The 15,482-nt window shown below is 70.8% G+C and carries 14 protein-coding genes and 1 tRNA gene; 7 read left to right on the top strand and 8 right to left on the bottom strand.

The genetic code is table 11. From position 1 onward, the window contains the following. Nucleotides 1-10: 10 nt before the first annotated feature. The 6 genes from WFI16_RS06905 to WFI16_RS06880 all read right to left on the bottom strand — a co-directional run bounded on the left by WFI16_RS06905 (nt 11) and on the right by WFI16_RS06880 (nt 7,084). Entirely contained in the window at nt 11-610 is a 600-nt protein-coding gene (locus WFI16_RS06905) for a DedA family protein (RefSeq protein WP_419897041.1), read from the bottom strand. Nucleotides 611-620: 10 nt separating this feature from the next. Next, nucleotides 621-2,138, bottom strand: a complete 1,518-nt coding sequence (locus WFI16_RS06900) for a tripartite tricarboxylate transporter permease (protein ID WP_419897040.1) — start codon at nt 2,136-2,138, stop codon at nt 621-623. Next, nucleotides 2,138-2,587: a tripartite tricarboxylate transporter TctB family protein gene (locus tag WFI16_RS06895; protein ID WP_419897039.1), complete on the bottom strand. Its 450-nt coding sequence runs from the start codon at nt 2,585-2,587 to the stop codon at nt 2,138-2,140. Before WFI16_RS06895 ends, WFI16_RS06900 begins: the two co-directional genes overlap by 1 nt. Nucleotides 2,588-2,607: 20 nt before the next feature. Beyond that, nucleotides 2,608-3,924 (bottom strand): sigma-54-dependent transcriptional regulator, encoded by a 1,317-nt coding sequence (locus WFI16_RS06890; protein ID WP_419897038.1) that lies wholly within the window; start codon nt 3,922-3,924, stop codon nt 2,608-2,610. Then, nucleotides 3,921-5,312 carry a HAMP domain-containing sensor histidine kinase gene (locus WFI16_RS06885; protein ID WP_419897037.1) on the bottom strand — a complete coding sequence of 464 codons (1,392 nt, stop codon included), beginning with the start codon at nt 5,310-5,312 and terminating at the stop codon, nt 3,921-3,923. The genes WFI16_RS06890 and WFI16_RS06885 overlap by 4 nt, the downstream gene beginning before the upstream one ends. 878 nt (nt 5,313-6,190) lie before the next feature. Further along, on the bottom strand, nt 6,191-7,084 hold the full coding sequence (locus WFI16_RS06880; RefSeq protein WP_419897036.1) for a LysR family transcriptional regulator: 894 nt from the start codon (nt 7,082-7,084) through the stop codon (nt 6,191-6,193). Between the two features lie 94 nt (nt 7,085-7,178). Here WFI16_RS06880 and WFI16_RS06875 point away from each other — a divergent pair, with 94 nt between their 5' ends. After that, a complete protein-coding gene (locus WFI16_RS06875; protein ID WP_419897035.1) occupies nt 7,179-8,153 on the top strand; it encodes an SDR family NAD(P)-dependent oxidoreductase in 975 nt (324 codons plus the stop codon). A 554-nt stretch (nt 8,154-8,707) separates the two neighbouring features. Here WFI16_RS06875 and WFI16_RS06870 read toward each other — a convergent pair. Both WFI16_RS06870 and WFI16_RS06865 read right to left on the bottom strand, forming a co-directional pair. Beyond that, nucleotides 8,708-8,797: transfer RNA gene (locus WFI16_RS06870), tRNA-Ser, on the bottom strand. Nucleotides 8,798-8,936: 139 nt separating this feature from the next. Further along, the gene (locus WFI16_RS06865; RefSeq protein WP_419897034.1) at nt 8,937-9,296 is read right to left on the bottom strand and encodes a hypothetical protein; all 360 of its coding nucleotides are present in this window, start codon (nt 9,294-9,296) and stop codon (nt 8,937-8,939) included. 242 nt (nt 9,297-9,538) lie between these two features. Between WFI16_RS06865 and WFI16_RS06860 the strand changes: the two genes are divergently transcribed. The 6 genes from WFI16_RS06860 (at nt 9,539) to WFI16_RS06835 (ending at nt 15,477) form a co-directional block, all read left to right on the top strand. Then, on the top strand, nt 9,539-10,621 hold the full coding sequence (locus WFI16_RS06860; protein WP_419897033.1) for a lipid A deacylase LpxR family protein: 1,083 nt from the start codon (nt 9,539-9,541) through the stop codon (nt 10,619-10,621). A 67-nt stretch (nt 10,622-10,688) separates the two neighbouring features. Beyond that, the gene (locus tag WFI16_RS06855; protein ID WP_419897032.1) at nt 10,689-11,681 is read left to right on the top strand and encodes a lytic murein transglycosylase; all 993 of its coding nucleotides are present in this window, start codon (nt 10,689-10,691) and stop codon (nt 11,679-11,681) included. Nucleotides 11,682-11,684: 3 nt separating this feature from the next. Next, nucleotides 11,685-12,590, top strand: a complete 906-nt coding sequence (locus WFI16_RS06850; RefSeq protein WP_419897031.1) for a septal ring lytic transglycosylase RlpA family protein — start codon at nt 11,685-11,687, stop codon at nt 12,588-12,590. Nucleotides 12,591-12,615: 25 nt separating this feature from the next. After that, nucleotides 12,616-13,821, top strand: a complete 1,206-nt coding sequence (locus WFI16_RS06845; RefSeq protein ID WP_419897030.1) for a D-alanyl-D-alanine carboxypeptidase family protein — start codon at nt 12,616-12,618, stop codon at nt 13,819-13,821. Between the two features lies 1 nt (nt 13,822). Further along, nucleotides 13,823-14,476, top strand: a complete 654-nt coding sequence (gene tmk / locus WFI16_RS06840; protein ID WP_419897029.1) for a dTMP kinase — start codon at nt 13,823-13,825, stop codon at nt 14,474-14,476. After that, entirely contained in the window at nt 14,473-15,477 is a 1,005-nt protein-coding gene (locus tag WFI16_RS06835) for a DNA polymerase III subunit delta' (protein WP_419897028.1), read from the top strand. The genes tmk and WFI16_RS06835 overlap by 4 nt, the downstream gene beginning before the upstream one ends. Nucleotides 15,478-15,482: the final 5 nt, after the last annotated feature.

Below are 15,482 nucleotides of genomic sequence, written 5' to 3'. Positions count from 1 at the left end.
CCGCCCCCCTCTAGCCGGCGCGGCGCCGGCGCAGCAGCAGCAGGCCGCCCGCCGCCAGCAGCAGCGCCCCGGCCAGGGCGGCCGGCCCGTCGAGCAGGCGGGCGGCCCAGGCGGCGAGCTGCCCCGGCAGCAGCACCACCGGCGCCCAGAGGATGGCCGACGGGATATTGGCGCTCTGGAACCGCGCCATGGACATGCCCGAGAGCGCGGCGATGACGGGGACGAAGGCCCGCAGCGGCGCGAAGAAGCGGCTGAGGAAGACCGCCCACCAGCCCCAGCGCCGGAAGACCAGCACCGCGCGCGCCTGCAGCCGGCGCGCGCGTGCCGGAGTCCAGCGCCGCGCGGCGCCACGGCCCAGCCAGCGGACCAGCAGAAAACCGCTGCTGTCGCCGAGCGCCGCGCCGGCCATGGCGGCCAGCATGACCGGCGCCGCCGGCAGGGCCTCGAGCGCGATCAGCACGCCGATGCCCAGCAGGATCGCCGAGCCGGGCACGAACAGGCCCAGCAGCGGCAGGGATTCGGCGAAGGCCAGGGCGAAGACCGCCGCCGGGGCCCAGGCGGCATGCGCCTCGACCCAGGCGAGCAGGGTCGAGGCCCCCGGCAGGGTCATCGGGCCGGCATCAGCCGCTGGCCATGGCCGGCTGCGCCTTCCGCTGCGCCCTGACCGCCGCATAGAGCGACCAGGCCAGCAGCGCGAAGGTCACCGCCAGGAAGCTGGCGCTGATCGGCCGCTGCAGGAAGACCATGGCATCGCCGCGGGAGAGCAGCATGGCGCGGCGCAGATGCTCCTCCATCAGCGGCCCCAGGATGAAGCCGAGGACCAGCGGCGCCGGCTCGAAGCGCAGCAGCATCATGGCATAGCCGACCACGCCGAAGAGCATGACGACCAGCACGTCGAAGGCGCTGTTGTTGACGCTGAAGACGCCGATGCAGATGAACAGCAGGATCGACGGATAGAGGATGCCGTAAGGGATACGCAGCATCCGCACCCAGAGCCCGATCATCGGGATGTTCAGGATGACCAGCAGGACATTGCCGATCCAGAAGCTGGCGACCAGGCCCCAGAACAGCTCGGGATGCTCGGCGACCAGGCGCGGGCCTGGCTGGATGCCCTGGATGATCATGGCGCCCAGCATCAGCGCCATCACCGCATCGCCCGGGATGCCCAGCGTCAGCGTCGGGATGAAGGCGGTCTGGGCGGCGGCGTTGTTGGCCGCCTCGGGCGCGCTGATGCCCTCGATGGCGCCCTTGCCGAAGCGTTCGGGCGTGCGGGACACGCGCTTCTCGACGGCGTAGGAGACGAAGGCGGCGATCGTGCTGCCGGCCCCCGGCAGCGTGCCGAAGAAGGAGCCGACGCCGCTGCCGCGCAGCATCGGGCGCCAGGACTGCTTCACGTCGCTGCGGGTCGGGATCATCGAGCGCAGGGTGATGTCCTGGCTCTTCTGCTTCGACACGGCGCGCATGCGGTTGATGCTGCTGATCACCTCGGCCACGCCGAACAGGCCCATGGCCAGCGCCACCAGGTTGATGCCGTCGGACAGCTGCGGGATGCCGAAGGTGAAGCGCTGCACGCCGGTCTGCACGTCGGTACCGACCATGCCGAGCGCCAGGCCGAGCAGCACCATGGCGATGCCCTTGGCCGGCGAGCCCTGGGCGAGGGCCGCCGCGGCGATCAGGCCGAGCAGCATCATCGAGAAGTAGTCGGCCGGGCCGAAGGCCAGGGCGACATCGGCGAGCGTCGGCGAGAAGGCGGTCAGGATGATAATGCCGATCGAGCTGCCGACGAAGGAGGCGACCGTCGTCATGAACAGCGCGACGCCGGCGCGGCCCTGCTTCGACATCGGATAGCCGTCGAGGCAGACCACGGCGGCGCCCGGCGTACCCGGCAGGTTCATCAGGATCGAGGCGGTGGAGCCGCCATATTGCGCGCCGTAATAGATGCCGGCCAGCATCACCAGCGCCGCCGTCGGCGGCACGTGGAAGGTCAGCGGCAGCAGCATGGAGATGGTGGCCAGCGGCCCGATGCCGGGCAGCACGCCGATGAAGGTGCCAAGGAAGACGCCGAAGAAGCAGTAGAGCAGGTTCTGCAGCGCGAAGGCTTCGTTGAAGCCGAGCGCCAGGTTGCCGAGCATTTCCATCAGACGGGCCACCGGAAAGCGGCCAGCGGGATGCCGAGGCCAATGACGAAGACGCCGACGCCGAGCGCCGAGAGCGCGGCGCAGAGCAGGGCGAGCCGCAGTGGGCGGATCTGCGGCTCCGCCAGCGCGGCGATCACGGTCAGCACGACCGTCGCCGGGACCAGGCCGAATTTCTCGACGACCAGCGCGAAGCCCAGCACCGCGAGGCAGATCGTGGCAAAGGGCCGCCATTCGGGCAGCGGCATGGCGCCGGCGCGGAACAGGGCCGGCAGCCCGACCAGCAGGCCGAAGACCATCACCAGCACGCCGATGCCCATCGGCATGAAGCCCGGCCCCATGCGGCGCAGGCTGCCCATCGAATGATCGGCGGCCATGCTCATGAACCAGGCGCCGGCCAGCAGCAGCAGCAGGCCGCCGATGATGTCGGCCCAATCTCTCGTCGCTTTCAACAGGACGTCCTCCAGGGGTATTAGCTCTTGAGCCCGAGCCGCTTCATCCGCTCCCACAGGGTGGTGCGCGAGATGGCGAGCAGCTGCGCCGCGTCGCCCAGGCGATTGCCGCTGCGGGCCAGTGCCCGGCGGATATGCGCGCGCTCCGCCGCGTCGCGGGCGGCGGCGAGGGACAGCGGCGCGCTGTCCTCGGCACGGCGCTCGGGGAACAGGTCGGCCGGTTCCAGCCGCGGCCCCTCGGCCAGCACCATGGCGCGCTCGATGCGGTTGCGCAGCTCGCGCACATTGCCCGGCCAGGGATGCGCCAGCAGCGCGTCGAAGCTTTCCGCGTTCAGCTGCGGCTCGGCGCGGTCGAAGCTGCGGGCGAAATGCGCCAGGAAATGCGAGGCCAGCTCGCCGAGGTCTTCCGGCCTTTCGCGCAGCGGCGGCACGGTGAGCTCCACCACGGCGAGGCGGAAGAAAAGGTCCTCGCGGAAGCGCCCCTGCTCGACGCGGGCGCGGAGATCGGCGTTGCTGGCGGCGACCAGCCGCGCGCCGAGCGGCAGCGTCTCCCGCCCGCCCAGCCGGGTGAAGCTGCGCTCCTGCAGCAGCCGCAGCAGCTTGGCCTGGGAGGCCGGGCCGAGCTCGGCCACCTCGTCGAGGAAGAGCGTGCCCTGGCCGGCCTGCTCGGCCAGCCCGACCTGGCGCGTCATCGCGCCGGTGAAGGCGCCGCGCTCATGGCCGAAGACCTGGCTCTCCAGCAGGTCCTCCGGGATGGCCGCGCAGTTCACCGCGACGAAGGGCTGCTCCGCGCGGCGGCTGACCTCGTGCAGGTGGCGGGCGGCGACCTCCTTGCCGGCGCCGCTCTCGCCGCCCAGCAGCAGGGTGCTGTCGACCTGGCCGAGCTTCAGCAGGTGCCGCCGCAGCCGCTGCATCGCCGGCGACCGCCATCCCGCTTCGCCGGTCGGCGGCGGCGCCGGCGGCGACCAGTCGGACAGGGAAGAAAGCTTGTCGAGCAGCAGCTGCGCCGGGAAGGGCTTCTCCACGTAGTCATCGGCGCCGGCGCGCAGCAGGCGCACGGCCTGCGCCACGTCGCCATGCGCGGTGATGACGATGATCGGCGTGCCGCCGAGCTCCGGCATCAGCCGCAGCAGCAGCGCCTCGCCGCTGCCATCGGGCAGGCGGATGTCGCTGACGATCAGGTTGGGCCGGTGCCGGCGCAGCAGTGCCTCGCCCTCGCGCAGGCTGCGCGCCCATTGCGTGGCGACGCCCTCCAGCGTCAGCCGCTGCACCAGGGATTCGCCCAGCACCTCGTCATCCTCGATCAGGACGACCGAACGCGGCGTGGCGGCGCTCATGCCGAGGCCTCCGCGCGGGGCGGGACGGTGACGGTGATGCAGCTGCCGCCCGGGCGCGGCGCCGTCTCGATCCGCGCGCCGAGCGCCGCGGCCAGCTTGCCGGCGATCTCGAGGCCGAGCCCGCCTTCGGCATCGGACTCGCCGGAGAGGCGGCGATCGGCATTGGCGGGAAGGCCGCCCGCCTCGTCCTCGACGCGGGCCTCGAGCGATCCGTCCTGCATCCTGACGGTGAGCGACACGGCTTTCCCCGAGGGCGTCGCGGCCACGGCGTTGAGCAGGAGGTTGAGCAGCAGCTGGCGCAGCCGCAGCGCGTCGGTGGCAAAGGGCAGCGGCAGGTCGATGCGCCAGCCGAGCCGCACGTTGCCGCGCTGCGCCCCCGGCCAGACCAGCAGGCGCAGATCCTCGAGATCCTCGGCCAGCAGCGGCCGGCGCTCGTCATCCTGGCGGTGGCTGGCCAGGGTCGCGCGCACCACCGCCTCGATCTGCTGCAGCCCGCGCTCCACCAGGTCGAGCGCGCGGCCGCGCGGCTCCGGCGCATCGCCGAAGCGGCGGATGGTGTCGAGCGCCGTCAGCATGCCCGCCAGCGGGTTGCGCACCTCGTGCGCCAGGCTGGCGGCCAGCCGGCCGAGCACCGCAGCGCGCTCGCGCTCGGCCAGGCTGGCCGCCAGAACCTCGCGCTCCTGCAGCCGGCCGACCATGGTGTTGTAGCTCTCGGCGAGGCCCGCCGCCTCGGCATCGCGCCAGTCGGCGGGCAGCGGGGAGAAGCCGCCCTGGCCGGCGTGCCGCAGCGCCTCGGTCACCGCCAGGATCGGCCGCATCATCCGCCGTGCGAAGAGCATCGACAGCCCCGCCGCGGCCGCCGCCAGCGCCGCGTCCAGCAGGGTCAGCCGCCAGATCAGCCGGCGGTGCCGCGCCGCCTGCTCGGGGAAGGCCAGCTGCGCCGCGATCAGCGCCTCGACCTTGCCGCCTTCGCCAAGCTCGAGCTGCAGCCAGGCGGTGTCGGCCGCCGGATTGGGCGACCAGTGGGCGCGGGTCAGGCCGAAGGCCATCGGCGGCTCCTCGGTCGGCTGGCCGATGCGGGCGAGGGGGCGTCCCTCCGGATCGGCGACGACGATGGCCAGGTCGCTGACGCCGCGCTGGAAGCCCATGCCGCGTTCCAGCGTCGCCTCCAGCCCGGCCAGGTCGCCGCTGCGGATCAGCGGCAGGGTCAGCCCCGCCAGGCTGTCGACATAGACGCCGGCCAGGCGCTCCGCCTCCTGGTCGCGCTCGCGCTCGGTGAGGCTCAGCGCCAGATGCGTGGTGCCGACGGCCGACAAGAAGACCGCGAGCCCGACCAGCAGGGGCAGGCGGACGGCGAGGGTGGTGGATTTCCTGATGATCGGCCTCATGCGTCGGCGCGTGCGCTCCCTGGCTCGGCGCGCGGCCCGATGCGCGCGCGGCGGGCCGCAGATGGCGCGCGACACCCCGGCGCGTCCAGCCGTCGCAGGACGGGGGCGCAGAGGCGGCGGGCAGGGCAGGGCGGCAGGGCCGGTCATGCGGCAGCTTCAGCAAGCGGCTTGCCACTTGCCTGCTGCGGATTAAGTTATTGTTTTATTTACTAATCATTCTGATTGTCGGCAAAGAATGTTCGGACCGGTGGACGTCACCCGGGCGCCGTGTCCGGATTTCCGAACATTCCCGCTGGGGATGGTCCACGCGCCGGTCAGTCGCCGCGGCGGTCGCCCGTTGGTCGACAGGCGGGACCACCAGGGCGCGTTGCCGCCGCGAACAGCATCAGGGCGCGGCTAAGCCCTGTCTCGCCCACGGCGTAACCTTCCGGCGCGTGTCCGCTCTGTCGGACAGCAACCGGCCGGCGCCGCTTCGATGGCAATGCTAGGTGGGCAGCCGGTGCTTCTCCTGCCAGGCTTACGTTGCCTGGCATGGACATGGTGAAGCATTTCCCACCAGCGCCCGGCCTTCGGCGAAGCTGACTCCCCTGAGCGCCTCTGCGTTGCTTTGACGCAGAGTGGTGCGCCCTGGCCCCAACCAATCCAACGCACTCGCCGTCAGGGAGATGAGGCTGCTTCGCCCGCCCTTCGGACCCGGCCCTCGCCGGATCATGTCATCGCGTCTCACCGGGGCCAGTCGCTGCGCCATGCTGGATTGCTCGATTCCGGCGGTGCCTGCCAGTTCCTTTGGCGTGCACTTCCCGCATTCTTACGCCGAGATGTTCGGTCTCAAGGCACGAGTGATGCTGGCGCCTCTGCGGACGACGAATAATTGACGGTTACACGCTCAAATACTTCGTCAGGCCGGAAGCCAACCCATCGAACACGGCGCGGCAACGTGGAGTCGCTCGTAGATTCTCATGCATCGCCAGCCACAGGCCGAGCTTGAGATCGAAGACATCCGGCAATAGCCGCACCAGGTTCAGCTCCCGCCTCGCCAACCCAACCTGACAGATGCCGATGCCGAAGCCGGATTGAACCGCGCGCCACTGTGCGATGTCGCTGTCGGCGCGGAAGGCGAAGTGCAGGGTTTCAGCGCCGGGAACGCGGCTGCGCATGGCCCGGATCGCGGGTGTTTCGCGATCGAACCCAATCAGGCTGTGATGAGCCAGGTCATTGAACGAAGCCGGCTTACCGGCCCGGACGATATAGTCCTTGTGGGCATGAAGGCCGAGGCTGACGGTGCCGAGTTTTCTCACCACCAATGCCTCCTGCGTCGGCTCCACCATGCGCACAGCGATGTCAGCGTCCCGGCGCAGGAGATTGTCGATGGCATTGGAGAGAACCAGCTCGAACTCCAACCCGGGATAGCGTTGGCGGAGCTCGGCCAGCACGGGCGGCAATATCTCGGCCCCGACAATCTCGCTGGCGCTGATACGCACCGTCCCCTTGGCCACTGCGCCGAGGCCGGAGGCGGTGCGCAACATCGCTGCGGTATTGGCCTCGATAGTCTCTGCATAGGGTGCAAGTTCGAGCGCCGCTTCGGTCGGCGCCAAACCTTGTTGGGAGCGGGTGAACAGTTCGAACCCCCAGGCATCCTCCAGGGCATCGATGTGACGGGCCAGGGTCGGTTGCGTCAGGTTCAGGGCGCGGGCCGCTGCCGAGAGGGATCGCTCCCGCAGCACGGCCAGAAAGCTGCGGTAGAGATTCCAGTCGGGTTCGGCTGCGCTCATCTATTTCAGTATAGATACTGCACGAATTTCTGCAATTTCGTTTAACTCGAAGAGTCTCCACCTTGGGGTGAGACCCAGACGGCGGAGACAGATCATGACCCCTCATACGGCTCTCGTACTCGGCGCCACCGGAGGCATTGGCGGAGAGGTCGCCCGCCGCCTTCTGGCGCGCGGCTGGACGGTTCGCGCGCTCAATCGCAACCCGAACCGGCTTTCCCCGGAGGAGAAGGAATCGGGCATCCATTGGGTCCAGGGCGACGCAATGTCCGCGGCCGATGTGGCAGCGGCTGCCAAGGGCGTCTCCACGATCGTCCACGCGGTCAATCCCCCTGGCTATCGCAACTGGGGCAAACTGGTGCTGCCGATGCTGGACAACACGATCGCCGCCGCCCGGTCGGCCGGAGCGCGCATCGTCCTGCCGGGAACGGTCTACAATTTCGGGCCGGACGCCTTTCCCGAGCTGGAAGAGGACTCGCCGCAGCATCCGGTCACCCTCAAGGGTGGCATTCGCGTGGAGATGGAGCGACGGCTGCGCGCCGCTGCAGAAACCGGCACGCCTGTCCTGATCGTGCGCGCTGGCGATTTCTTCGGCCCGAAGGCCGCCAATAACTGGTTCTCGCAAGGTCTCGTAAAGCCCGGCAGGCCGGTGACGGCAATCAGCTACCCCGGCAAGCGCGGCATCGGCCATCAATGGGCCTATCTGCCCGATGTCGCCGAGACGATGGTCCAGCTTCTGGAGAGAGCGGATGCGCTGGAGACCTTCGCGGTGTTCCACATGGAAGGCCACTGGGATGCCGACGGCACGCAGATGATCGCGGCCATCCGCCAGGCGAGCGGCAATTTGGAGCTCAAGCTACGCCGGTTCCCATGGTTCTTGATGCGGATGCTGACGCCTTTCGTGCCCTTGTTCCGTGAATTGGCGGAAATGCGCTATCTGTGGATGACACCGACCCACATGGGTAATGCGCGTCTTGTGGCGGTTCTTGGCGCCGAGCCCCGCACGCCGCTCAAGATCGCCGTTCGCGAAACCTTGGCTGGCATGGACTGCCTGACGAAGGCGGCGATGTAACGAGGATGGCGGGCCGCGTCCGACAGTGATGAATACTGCGTCTACGCTGGAGCACTCTGATGCCGAGGCATGGCTTCCAGTGCCAGCGAGGGCCGTTCATCAAGAGTTTTGACCATTTTCCGAATGGCCGCTCTGATGGACAATGGACAGGCGGTTCGTTGGGCAGCCGGCGACAATAGCGGGCATTCTTCCGCGCCTTCCGACTTTCCAGAAAGGATGGTTGATCGGGAACGCGCTGTGGTCGCAGGCAAAGTGCTGCCTGTCAGTACCGGAGAGGAGCTTCTTTCAGGCGCGTCCGAGGAAGACTGGCCGTTGCATCGTCACGGACCCGCATTCCCGCAATCTCTTCCCGGTTGCCCTTTCTCAGAAATGGCTGACGCACAGGGAGGACCAGGACATCCGGCAATGCGGCGGAAGGACAAGGGGGACGCGATGTCTGCGTCCGGGCCGACACGTATGTCATTCGAAATGCGGTCGGCCACCTGTGCGGCAATCAGCCGCGGACAAGTCGCCATCGGCTGGAAGATCGAACCGTAGCGTCGCGTCGGGGGATCTGGCGGACAGGGTGGGATTCGAACCCACGGTAGAGTCACCCCTACGGCGGTTTTCAAGACCGCTGCCTTAAACCACTCGGCCACCTGTCCCGCGGGCAGCATCCTGCCTCGGCCTCGCGGCCGGCCGCGGATTTGCGCCCGGTGTTCGATAGCCCGCCGATCGGGTTCCGTCGAGACACCCGCCGCCGCTTTCAGGCGGGCGGGCGCAGGGCGGCCGCGGCGCCGCGCGTCAGAGCCCGTTCTGCGCGGCGGCCAGGGCGTCGCGCGCCGCCTGCAGCGCCAGCATGGCGCTGGTGGCATGGCGGCGGCCCGCCAGATCGTCCCGCTCCAGATCGTCCACCTGCTCCTGCGCCGCCTCGACCCCGGCGGCCAGTTCGGCATGCATGTCGGAGATCCGCTCGCGCAGCGCGATGCGCTCGCCCTCGCCGGCGCCGTCCAGCCATTGCCGGACCATGCCCTCGACCTCGCGGCGGATGCGGTCCGGCGGCACCGGCTTGTGCGCCAGTTCGGCCAGCCGGCGCAGCGCCGGCACGCCGGCGGCCAGGCCGTCAGGCGCGGAAGGGGCAGCGGTGCTTCGGCGGGCGGCCATGGGCAAACCTCTCAACGGGCAATCGGTCGCGCGAGGCTAGCTCCAGAACATAAAATGAACAAGGCGCTGCCGGGCCGCAGCAGGCGGGCAGGGCGCGCGGCGCATGGCCGGCGGCCCCAAGATGCTGGCTCCGGCGCCCCCGAACGGCTAGAGAGGCGCCCATCGGGTCGCCGCATTCCTGCGTGAAACCGCGATGAATATGGTGGCGTTAGCGCTTGCGCCGCCCCTTGAAGGTCCGAGTCATGCGTCGATCCACCGCCTTTCTGCCGTCGTTGCTGCTGGCCGCCAGCGTCGCGCTGCCCGGTGCGGCCGCGGCCCAGACCACCTCGCCGAGCGGCCTGCCGCTGGGCGCCAGCCCCGATGTGATCGCGCCGCTGACCAGCCCGGTGCCGGGGGACCAGGCGCCGCCGGCCGATCCCTATGGCACCTTCACCTTCTCGATCGAGAACGACATGTTCGGCGGCAGCGACCGCTACTACACCAACGGCTTCCAGTTCGCCTGGCGCTCGCCCTCGGCGGACCTGCCCGGGCCGCTCTCCTGGCTGAACGACCGGCTGGACTGGGTGATGGGGCCGGGCACGCTGCGCTGGGGCGCGGCGCTGGGCCAGAGCATGTACACCGCCGAGGACACCTTCACCACCAACCCGCGGCTGAACGACCGGCCCTATGCCGCCTATCTCTATGGCGCGCTGTCGCTCAGCCGGACCTCGGAATTCACCTCGACGCAGTTCGAGCTGCAGGCGGGCGTGGTCGGCCCCTCGGCGCTCGGCGAGTTCATCCAGAACAACTACCACGAGCTGATCGGCGTCGATCAGGTCAATGGCTGGAAGACCCAGCTGAAGGACGAGCCGGCGCTGACCGCCATCATCGAGCGCAAGTGGCGGCTGCCGCTGGCCGAGATCGGTGCCATCGGCTTCGAGGCCATCCCCTCGGCGACGCTCAGCCTGGGCAATGTGCAGACCTATGCCGGCATCGGCGGGCTGCTGCGCTTCGGCCAGGGGCTGGACGCCGATTTCGGCCCGCCGCGCATCCGCCCGGCGCTGGCCGGCTCCTCCTGGATCCAGCCGCGGCAGGATTTCGGCTGGTATGTCTTCGCCGGCCTCGACGGCCGTGGCGTCGCCCGCGACATCACGCTGGACGGCAACACCTGGCGCGACAGCCGCAGCGTCGACAAGCGCGTGCTGGTCGGCGACCTGCAGGCCGGTGTCGCGGTGCTCTGGCAGGGCATGCGCTTCGCCTATACGCAGATTTGGCGCTCGGAGGAGTTCTACGGCCAGCGCGGCGTGCAGAGCTTCGGCTCGCTCAGCGTTTCTTTTCGTTTCTAAGGAACCGGGCCGGCAGCACGACTGCCAAGGTTGCAGCCGAGGTGCCGCTCGTGGCACCTCTGCGCCGATGCTGCCGCGCCGCCCTCTGCTGAGCCGACTCGCGCCCGCCGCGCTGCTGGGCCTGGCCGGCGCGCCGGCCCGCGCCGCCACCCAGGACTTCGAGGCCTTCCTGGCCGAGGCGGCGGCGGAAGCGCGGGCCGCCGGCATTCCCGACGCGCTGCTGCGCCGGGTGCTGGCCGGGCTGAAGCCGAACCAGCGGGTGCTGGAGCTCGACCGCCGCCAGGCCGAGTTCACTCTGAGCTGGGACCAGTATCGCGCGGGCCGCATCAACCAGGCGCGCATCGACCGCGGCCGCCAGGCCTTCGCCGACAACCGCGCCCTGCTGGACAGCCTGGCCGGCCGCTTCCCGGTGCCGCCGCGCATCATCGTCGCCATCTGGGGGCTGGAAACCAGCTATGGCGGCTTCACCGGCAATTTCTCCACCATCGAGGCGCTGGCGACGCTGGCCTGGGACGGCCGGCGCAGTGCCTTCTTCCGCGCCGAGCTGATGGCGGCGCTGCGCATCCTGGCCGCCGGCGACGTGGCGCCGGAGCGGATGCGCGGCAGCCATGCCGGCGCCATGGGCCAGCCGCAATTCATGCCGACCAGCTTCGAGCGCTGGGCGGTCGACGCCGATGGCGACGGCCGGCGCGACATCTGGGACAGCCGGGCCGATGCGCTGGGCTCGATCGCCAACTACATGGCGCAGAATGGCTGGACCGCCGGTGACCGGCCGGAGGCCGCGCGCTGGGGCCGCACGGTGCTGCTGCCCGAGGGCTTCGATGCCGGCCTCGCCGGCCGCGCCACCCGCCGGCCGCTGCGCGACTGGGCGCAGGCCGGGGTGACGGCGGCGGATGGCAGCGCCCTGCCGCCAGAGGATCTGGAGACCTCGATCCTGCTGCCCGGCGGGCCGGGCGGCCAGGCCTTCGCGGTCTATCCCAATTTCCACGCGATCCGCCGTTACAACCCTTCCGACTTCTATGCGCTGGTGATCGGGCTGCTGTCCGACAGGGTGGCCTGAACCATGTCCTTCTCGCGCTATCTTCCGGTCCTGCTGCTGCCGCTGGCGGTGGTCGGCTGCACCCGGCAGGCCGCACCGCCGGCGCCGACCGCCGCGCGCTACACCGTCGGCGCGCCCTATGAGATGGGTGGCAGCTGGTCCTACCCGCGCGAGGATTTCTCCCTCACCGAGGCCGGGCTCGCCACCGTCATCGCCGATCCGCGCGGCGGCCGCGTCACCGCCAATGGCGAGACCTATGATCCCGGGCTGCTGACCGCGGCGCACCGCACCCTGCAGCTGCCCGCCATCCTGCGCGTCACCAACCTGGAGAACGGGCGGGAACTGCGGATCCGCGTCAACGACCGCGGCCCGGCGCAGCCCGGACGGGTGCTGGCGCTGTCGCGCCGCGCCGCCGAGCTGCTGGGCATCGCCGGCGTCGCCCAGGTCTCGCTCAGCGTCGACAGCGAGGCGTCGCGGGCGCTGGCCGCGGCGATGCCGCAGCCGGAGGCCGTCTCCCTCGCCGTGGCCACCGCCCCGCGCGGCGTGGTGGAGAGCGAGAGCCTGGCGCCGCCGCCCGGCGCCCAGGCGGCCAGCCGCGTGCGCCAGGCGCGCAGCGGCCCTGCGGTCGCCGCAGGCCCGGTCGAGGCGGCGCGGCAGAGCGTGCCGCTGCGCCTGCCGGAAGAGCTGGTCCAGGGCGTCGCCCGCCCTGGCCGTCTGTTCGTCCAGGGCAGCAATTTCACCAGCCGCACCGATGCGCAGCGCCAGGCGGCGCGCATGGGCGGCGCCCGGGTCGAGCCCTTCGGTCCGCCGCGCCGGCCGGAGTACCGGGTGCGGCTCGGACCCTTTGCTTCGGTCGCCGAGGCGGATAGAGCGCTTGAGCTCGCCCGCCGCTCCGGCGTATCCGAGGCCCGTCTGCTGGTCGATTATTAGCTTCAGTCTTTAGGAGATTTCCGCGATGCCGCTTCGCCGTACCCTGCTGGGCGGTGCCGCCGCGGTGCTGGCCGCCGGCGCCCTGGCCGCCCCCGCCGTGGCGCAGCAGCGCCGCCCGGCCCGTGCCGCCACCCCTGCCATCCCGACCAGCCCGGCCAGCACGCCGCTCGGCCCGCTCGACACCGCCGCGCGTCAGGCGGTGCTGATCGATGCCGACACCAATGCCGTGCTGCTGGAGAAGAACGCCGACGAGCGGATGACGCCCTCGTCGATGACCAAGATCATGACGATGTACATCGTCTTCGACATGCTGAAGCAGGGCCGGCTGCGCATGGACCAGCAGCTGCCGGTCAGCGAGCGGGCCTGGCGCATGGGCGGCTCGAAGATGTTCGTCGAGCTGAACAGCACCGTCTCGGTCGAGAACCTGACCCGCGGCGTCATCATCCATTCCGGCAACGACGCCTGCATCGTGCTGGCCGAGGCGATCAGTGGCAGCGAGCAGCAATTCGCCGAGCTGATGAACGAATACGGCAAGCGGCTCGGCCTGAAGGACAGCAGCTTCCGCAATTCCAGCGGCTGGCCCGACCCCGAGCACCGCATGACGGCGCGCGACCTGGGCATCCTGGCGGCGCATCTGATCAACGACTTCCCGCAGTACTTCCCGATCTACAGCGAGCGTTCGTTCCAGTGGAACGGCATCAGCCAGGAGAACCGCAACCCGCTGCTGGGCCGCGTCCCCGGCGCCGACGGGCTGAAGACCGGCCATACCGAGGAGGCCGGCTACGGGCTGATCGGCACGGTCAAGCGCGGCGACCGCCGGCTGATCCTGGTGGTGAATGGGCTGAACTCGATGCGCCAGCGCGGCGAGGAGGCGGAGCGCCTGCTGGAATGGGGCTTCCGCGAGTTCGAAAACGTCGTGCTGTTCCGCGCCGCCGACACGGTGGAGGCGGCGCCGGTCTATCTGGGCGAGCAGGCCACCGTGCCGCTGGTCGGCGGCCGCGACCTGGTGCTGACCCTGCCCAGGCAGTGGCGCCGCAACCTGACGGTCAAGCTGCGCTACAACGGCCCGCTGCCGGCGCCGATCGCCAAGGGGCAGGAGGTCGGCCAGCTCGACGTCTCCGGCCAGGGCGTGCCGCCGATGGTGCTGCCGCTCTATGCCGGGGCCGATGTGCCGAAGCTCGGGCTGATCCCGCGCATCCCGGCGGTGATCGCCCGCATGGTCTCGGGCTGAGGTGGCGGGCCAAAGCAAAGGGCGCTTCATCACGCTGGAGGGCGGGGAAGGGGCCGGCAAGACCACCCTGGCCCGGACGCTGGCGGCGCGGCTGGCGGGCCTCGGCCTGCCGGTGCTGCGCACCCGCGAGCCGGGCGGTGCCCCCGGCGCCGAGATCCTGCGCGGGCTGATGCTGCAGGGCCCGGTCGCCTGGGACCCGGTGGCCGAGGCGCTGCTGATGTTCGCCGCCCGCCGCGAGCACCTGGCCAGGACCATCCTGCCGGCGCTGGACGCCGGCATCTGGGTGATCTGCGACCGTTTTTCCGACTCTACCCTGGCCTATCAGTGCCACGGCCACGGCCTGCCGGAGAGTGTTTTTCAAGGGCTGATTGGTGTCGCGCTCGGAGAATTTCGCCCGGATGCGACCCTGGTGCTGGACCTGCCGCCCGAGCAGGGCATGGCGCGCGCCCTGCAGCGCGGCGCGCCCGACCGCTTCGAGCGGCTGGGCGCTGCCTTCCATGCCCGCGTCCACGCCGCTTTCCGCGGCATCGCCGAGGCCGATCCGGCGCGCTGTGCCCTGCTCGACGCCCGGCAGCCGCCAGCGCCGCTGGCCGAGGCCGCCGTCGCCGCGCTGCTCGCCCGGCTGCCGGACATGCCCCAGGCGATCGACGCATGATGCCCCCGGAACCGCGCGCCAATCCGGCGCTGTTCGGCCATGACCATGCCGCCGCCAGCCTGGCCGAGGCCGCCAGCGCCGGGCGGCTGCACCATGCCTGGCTGCTGGCGGGTCCGCGCGGGGTGGGCAAGGCGACGCTGGCCTATCGCTTCGCCCGTTGGCTGCTGGCCGACCGACCGGCGGGTGATTCGCCTCTCTATGTCCCGCCGACCGACCCCGTCTTCCGCCGCATCGCTGCTGGGGGGCACGCCGACCTCCGCTCGATCGCGCCGAATGCCGGGGAGAAGGGCGTCAAGCTGATGATCCGGGTCGACGAGGTGCGGCAGGTGCCGCGCTTCCTCGGCCTGACCGCGGCCGAGGGCGGCTGGCGCATCATCGTCGTCGAGCAGGTCGAGGCGATGAACCCTGAGGCGCAGAACGCCCTGCTGAAGACGCTGGAGGAGCCGCCGGCCCGCGCCCTGCTGCTGCTGACCACGGCGGCGCCGGACCGGCTGCTGCCCACCATCCGCAGCCGCTGCCGCCGCATCGACCTGTTTCCCTTGGCCGAGCCGCTGATGCAGCGCCTGCTGGCCGAATGGCTGCCCGAGCTGCCGGAGGAGAGCCGCGCCCTGCTGGCCCGCATCGCCGGCGGCGCCCCGGGCCGCGCCCTGCAGCTCGCCGAGGGCGATGGCGTCGCCCTGCAGCAGCGGGTCGAGCGGTTTCTCGCCACCCTGCCGCGCCCCGATCCGCGCGGGCTGCACGAGCTCGCCGATGCGCTGGCGGCCAAGCGCGACGGCAGCGCCTTCGTCACCTTCATGGAGCTGCTGCGCGGCGCTCTGGGGGATGCCATCCGCAGCGCCGGGCGCGGCGGGCCGGCGCCCGACTTCATCCGCGCCCGCCCGCTTGCCGACTGGGCGGCACTGTGGGACACCCTGGGCCGCCTGGCCGATGAGACCGAATTGTTGAATCTCGACCGCAAGCAGGCGGTGCTGAGCGGTCTCTCGCAGCTGGCCTCGCGCTGAGGACC

Origin of the sequence: Roseomonas sp. USHLN139, from assembly GCF_037145735.1 — a bacterium.
Classification (GTDB): domain Bacteria; phylum Pseudomonadota; class Alphaproteobacteria; order Acetobacterales; family Acetobacteraceae; genus Pseudoroseomonas.
Note: the sequence above shows the minus strand (reverse complement) of the source record. Positions and strands in the feature narration are given on the sequence as shown.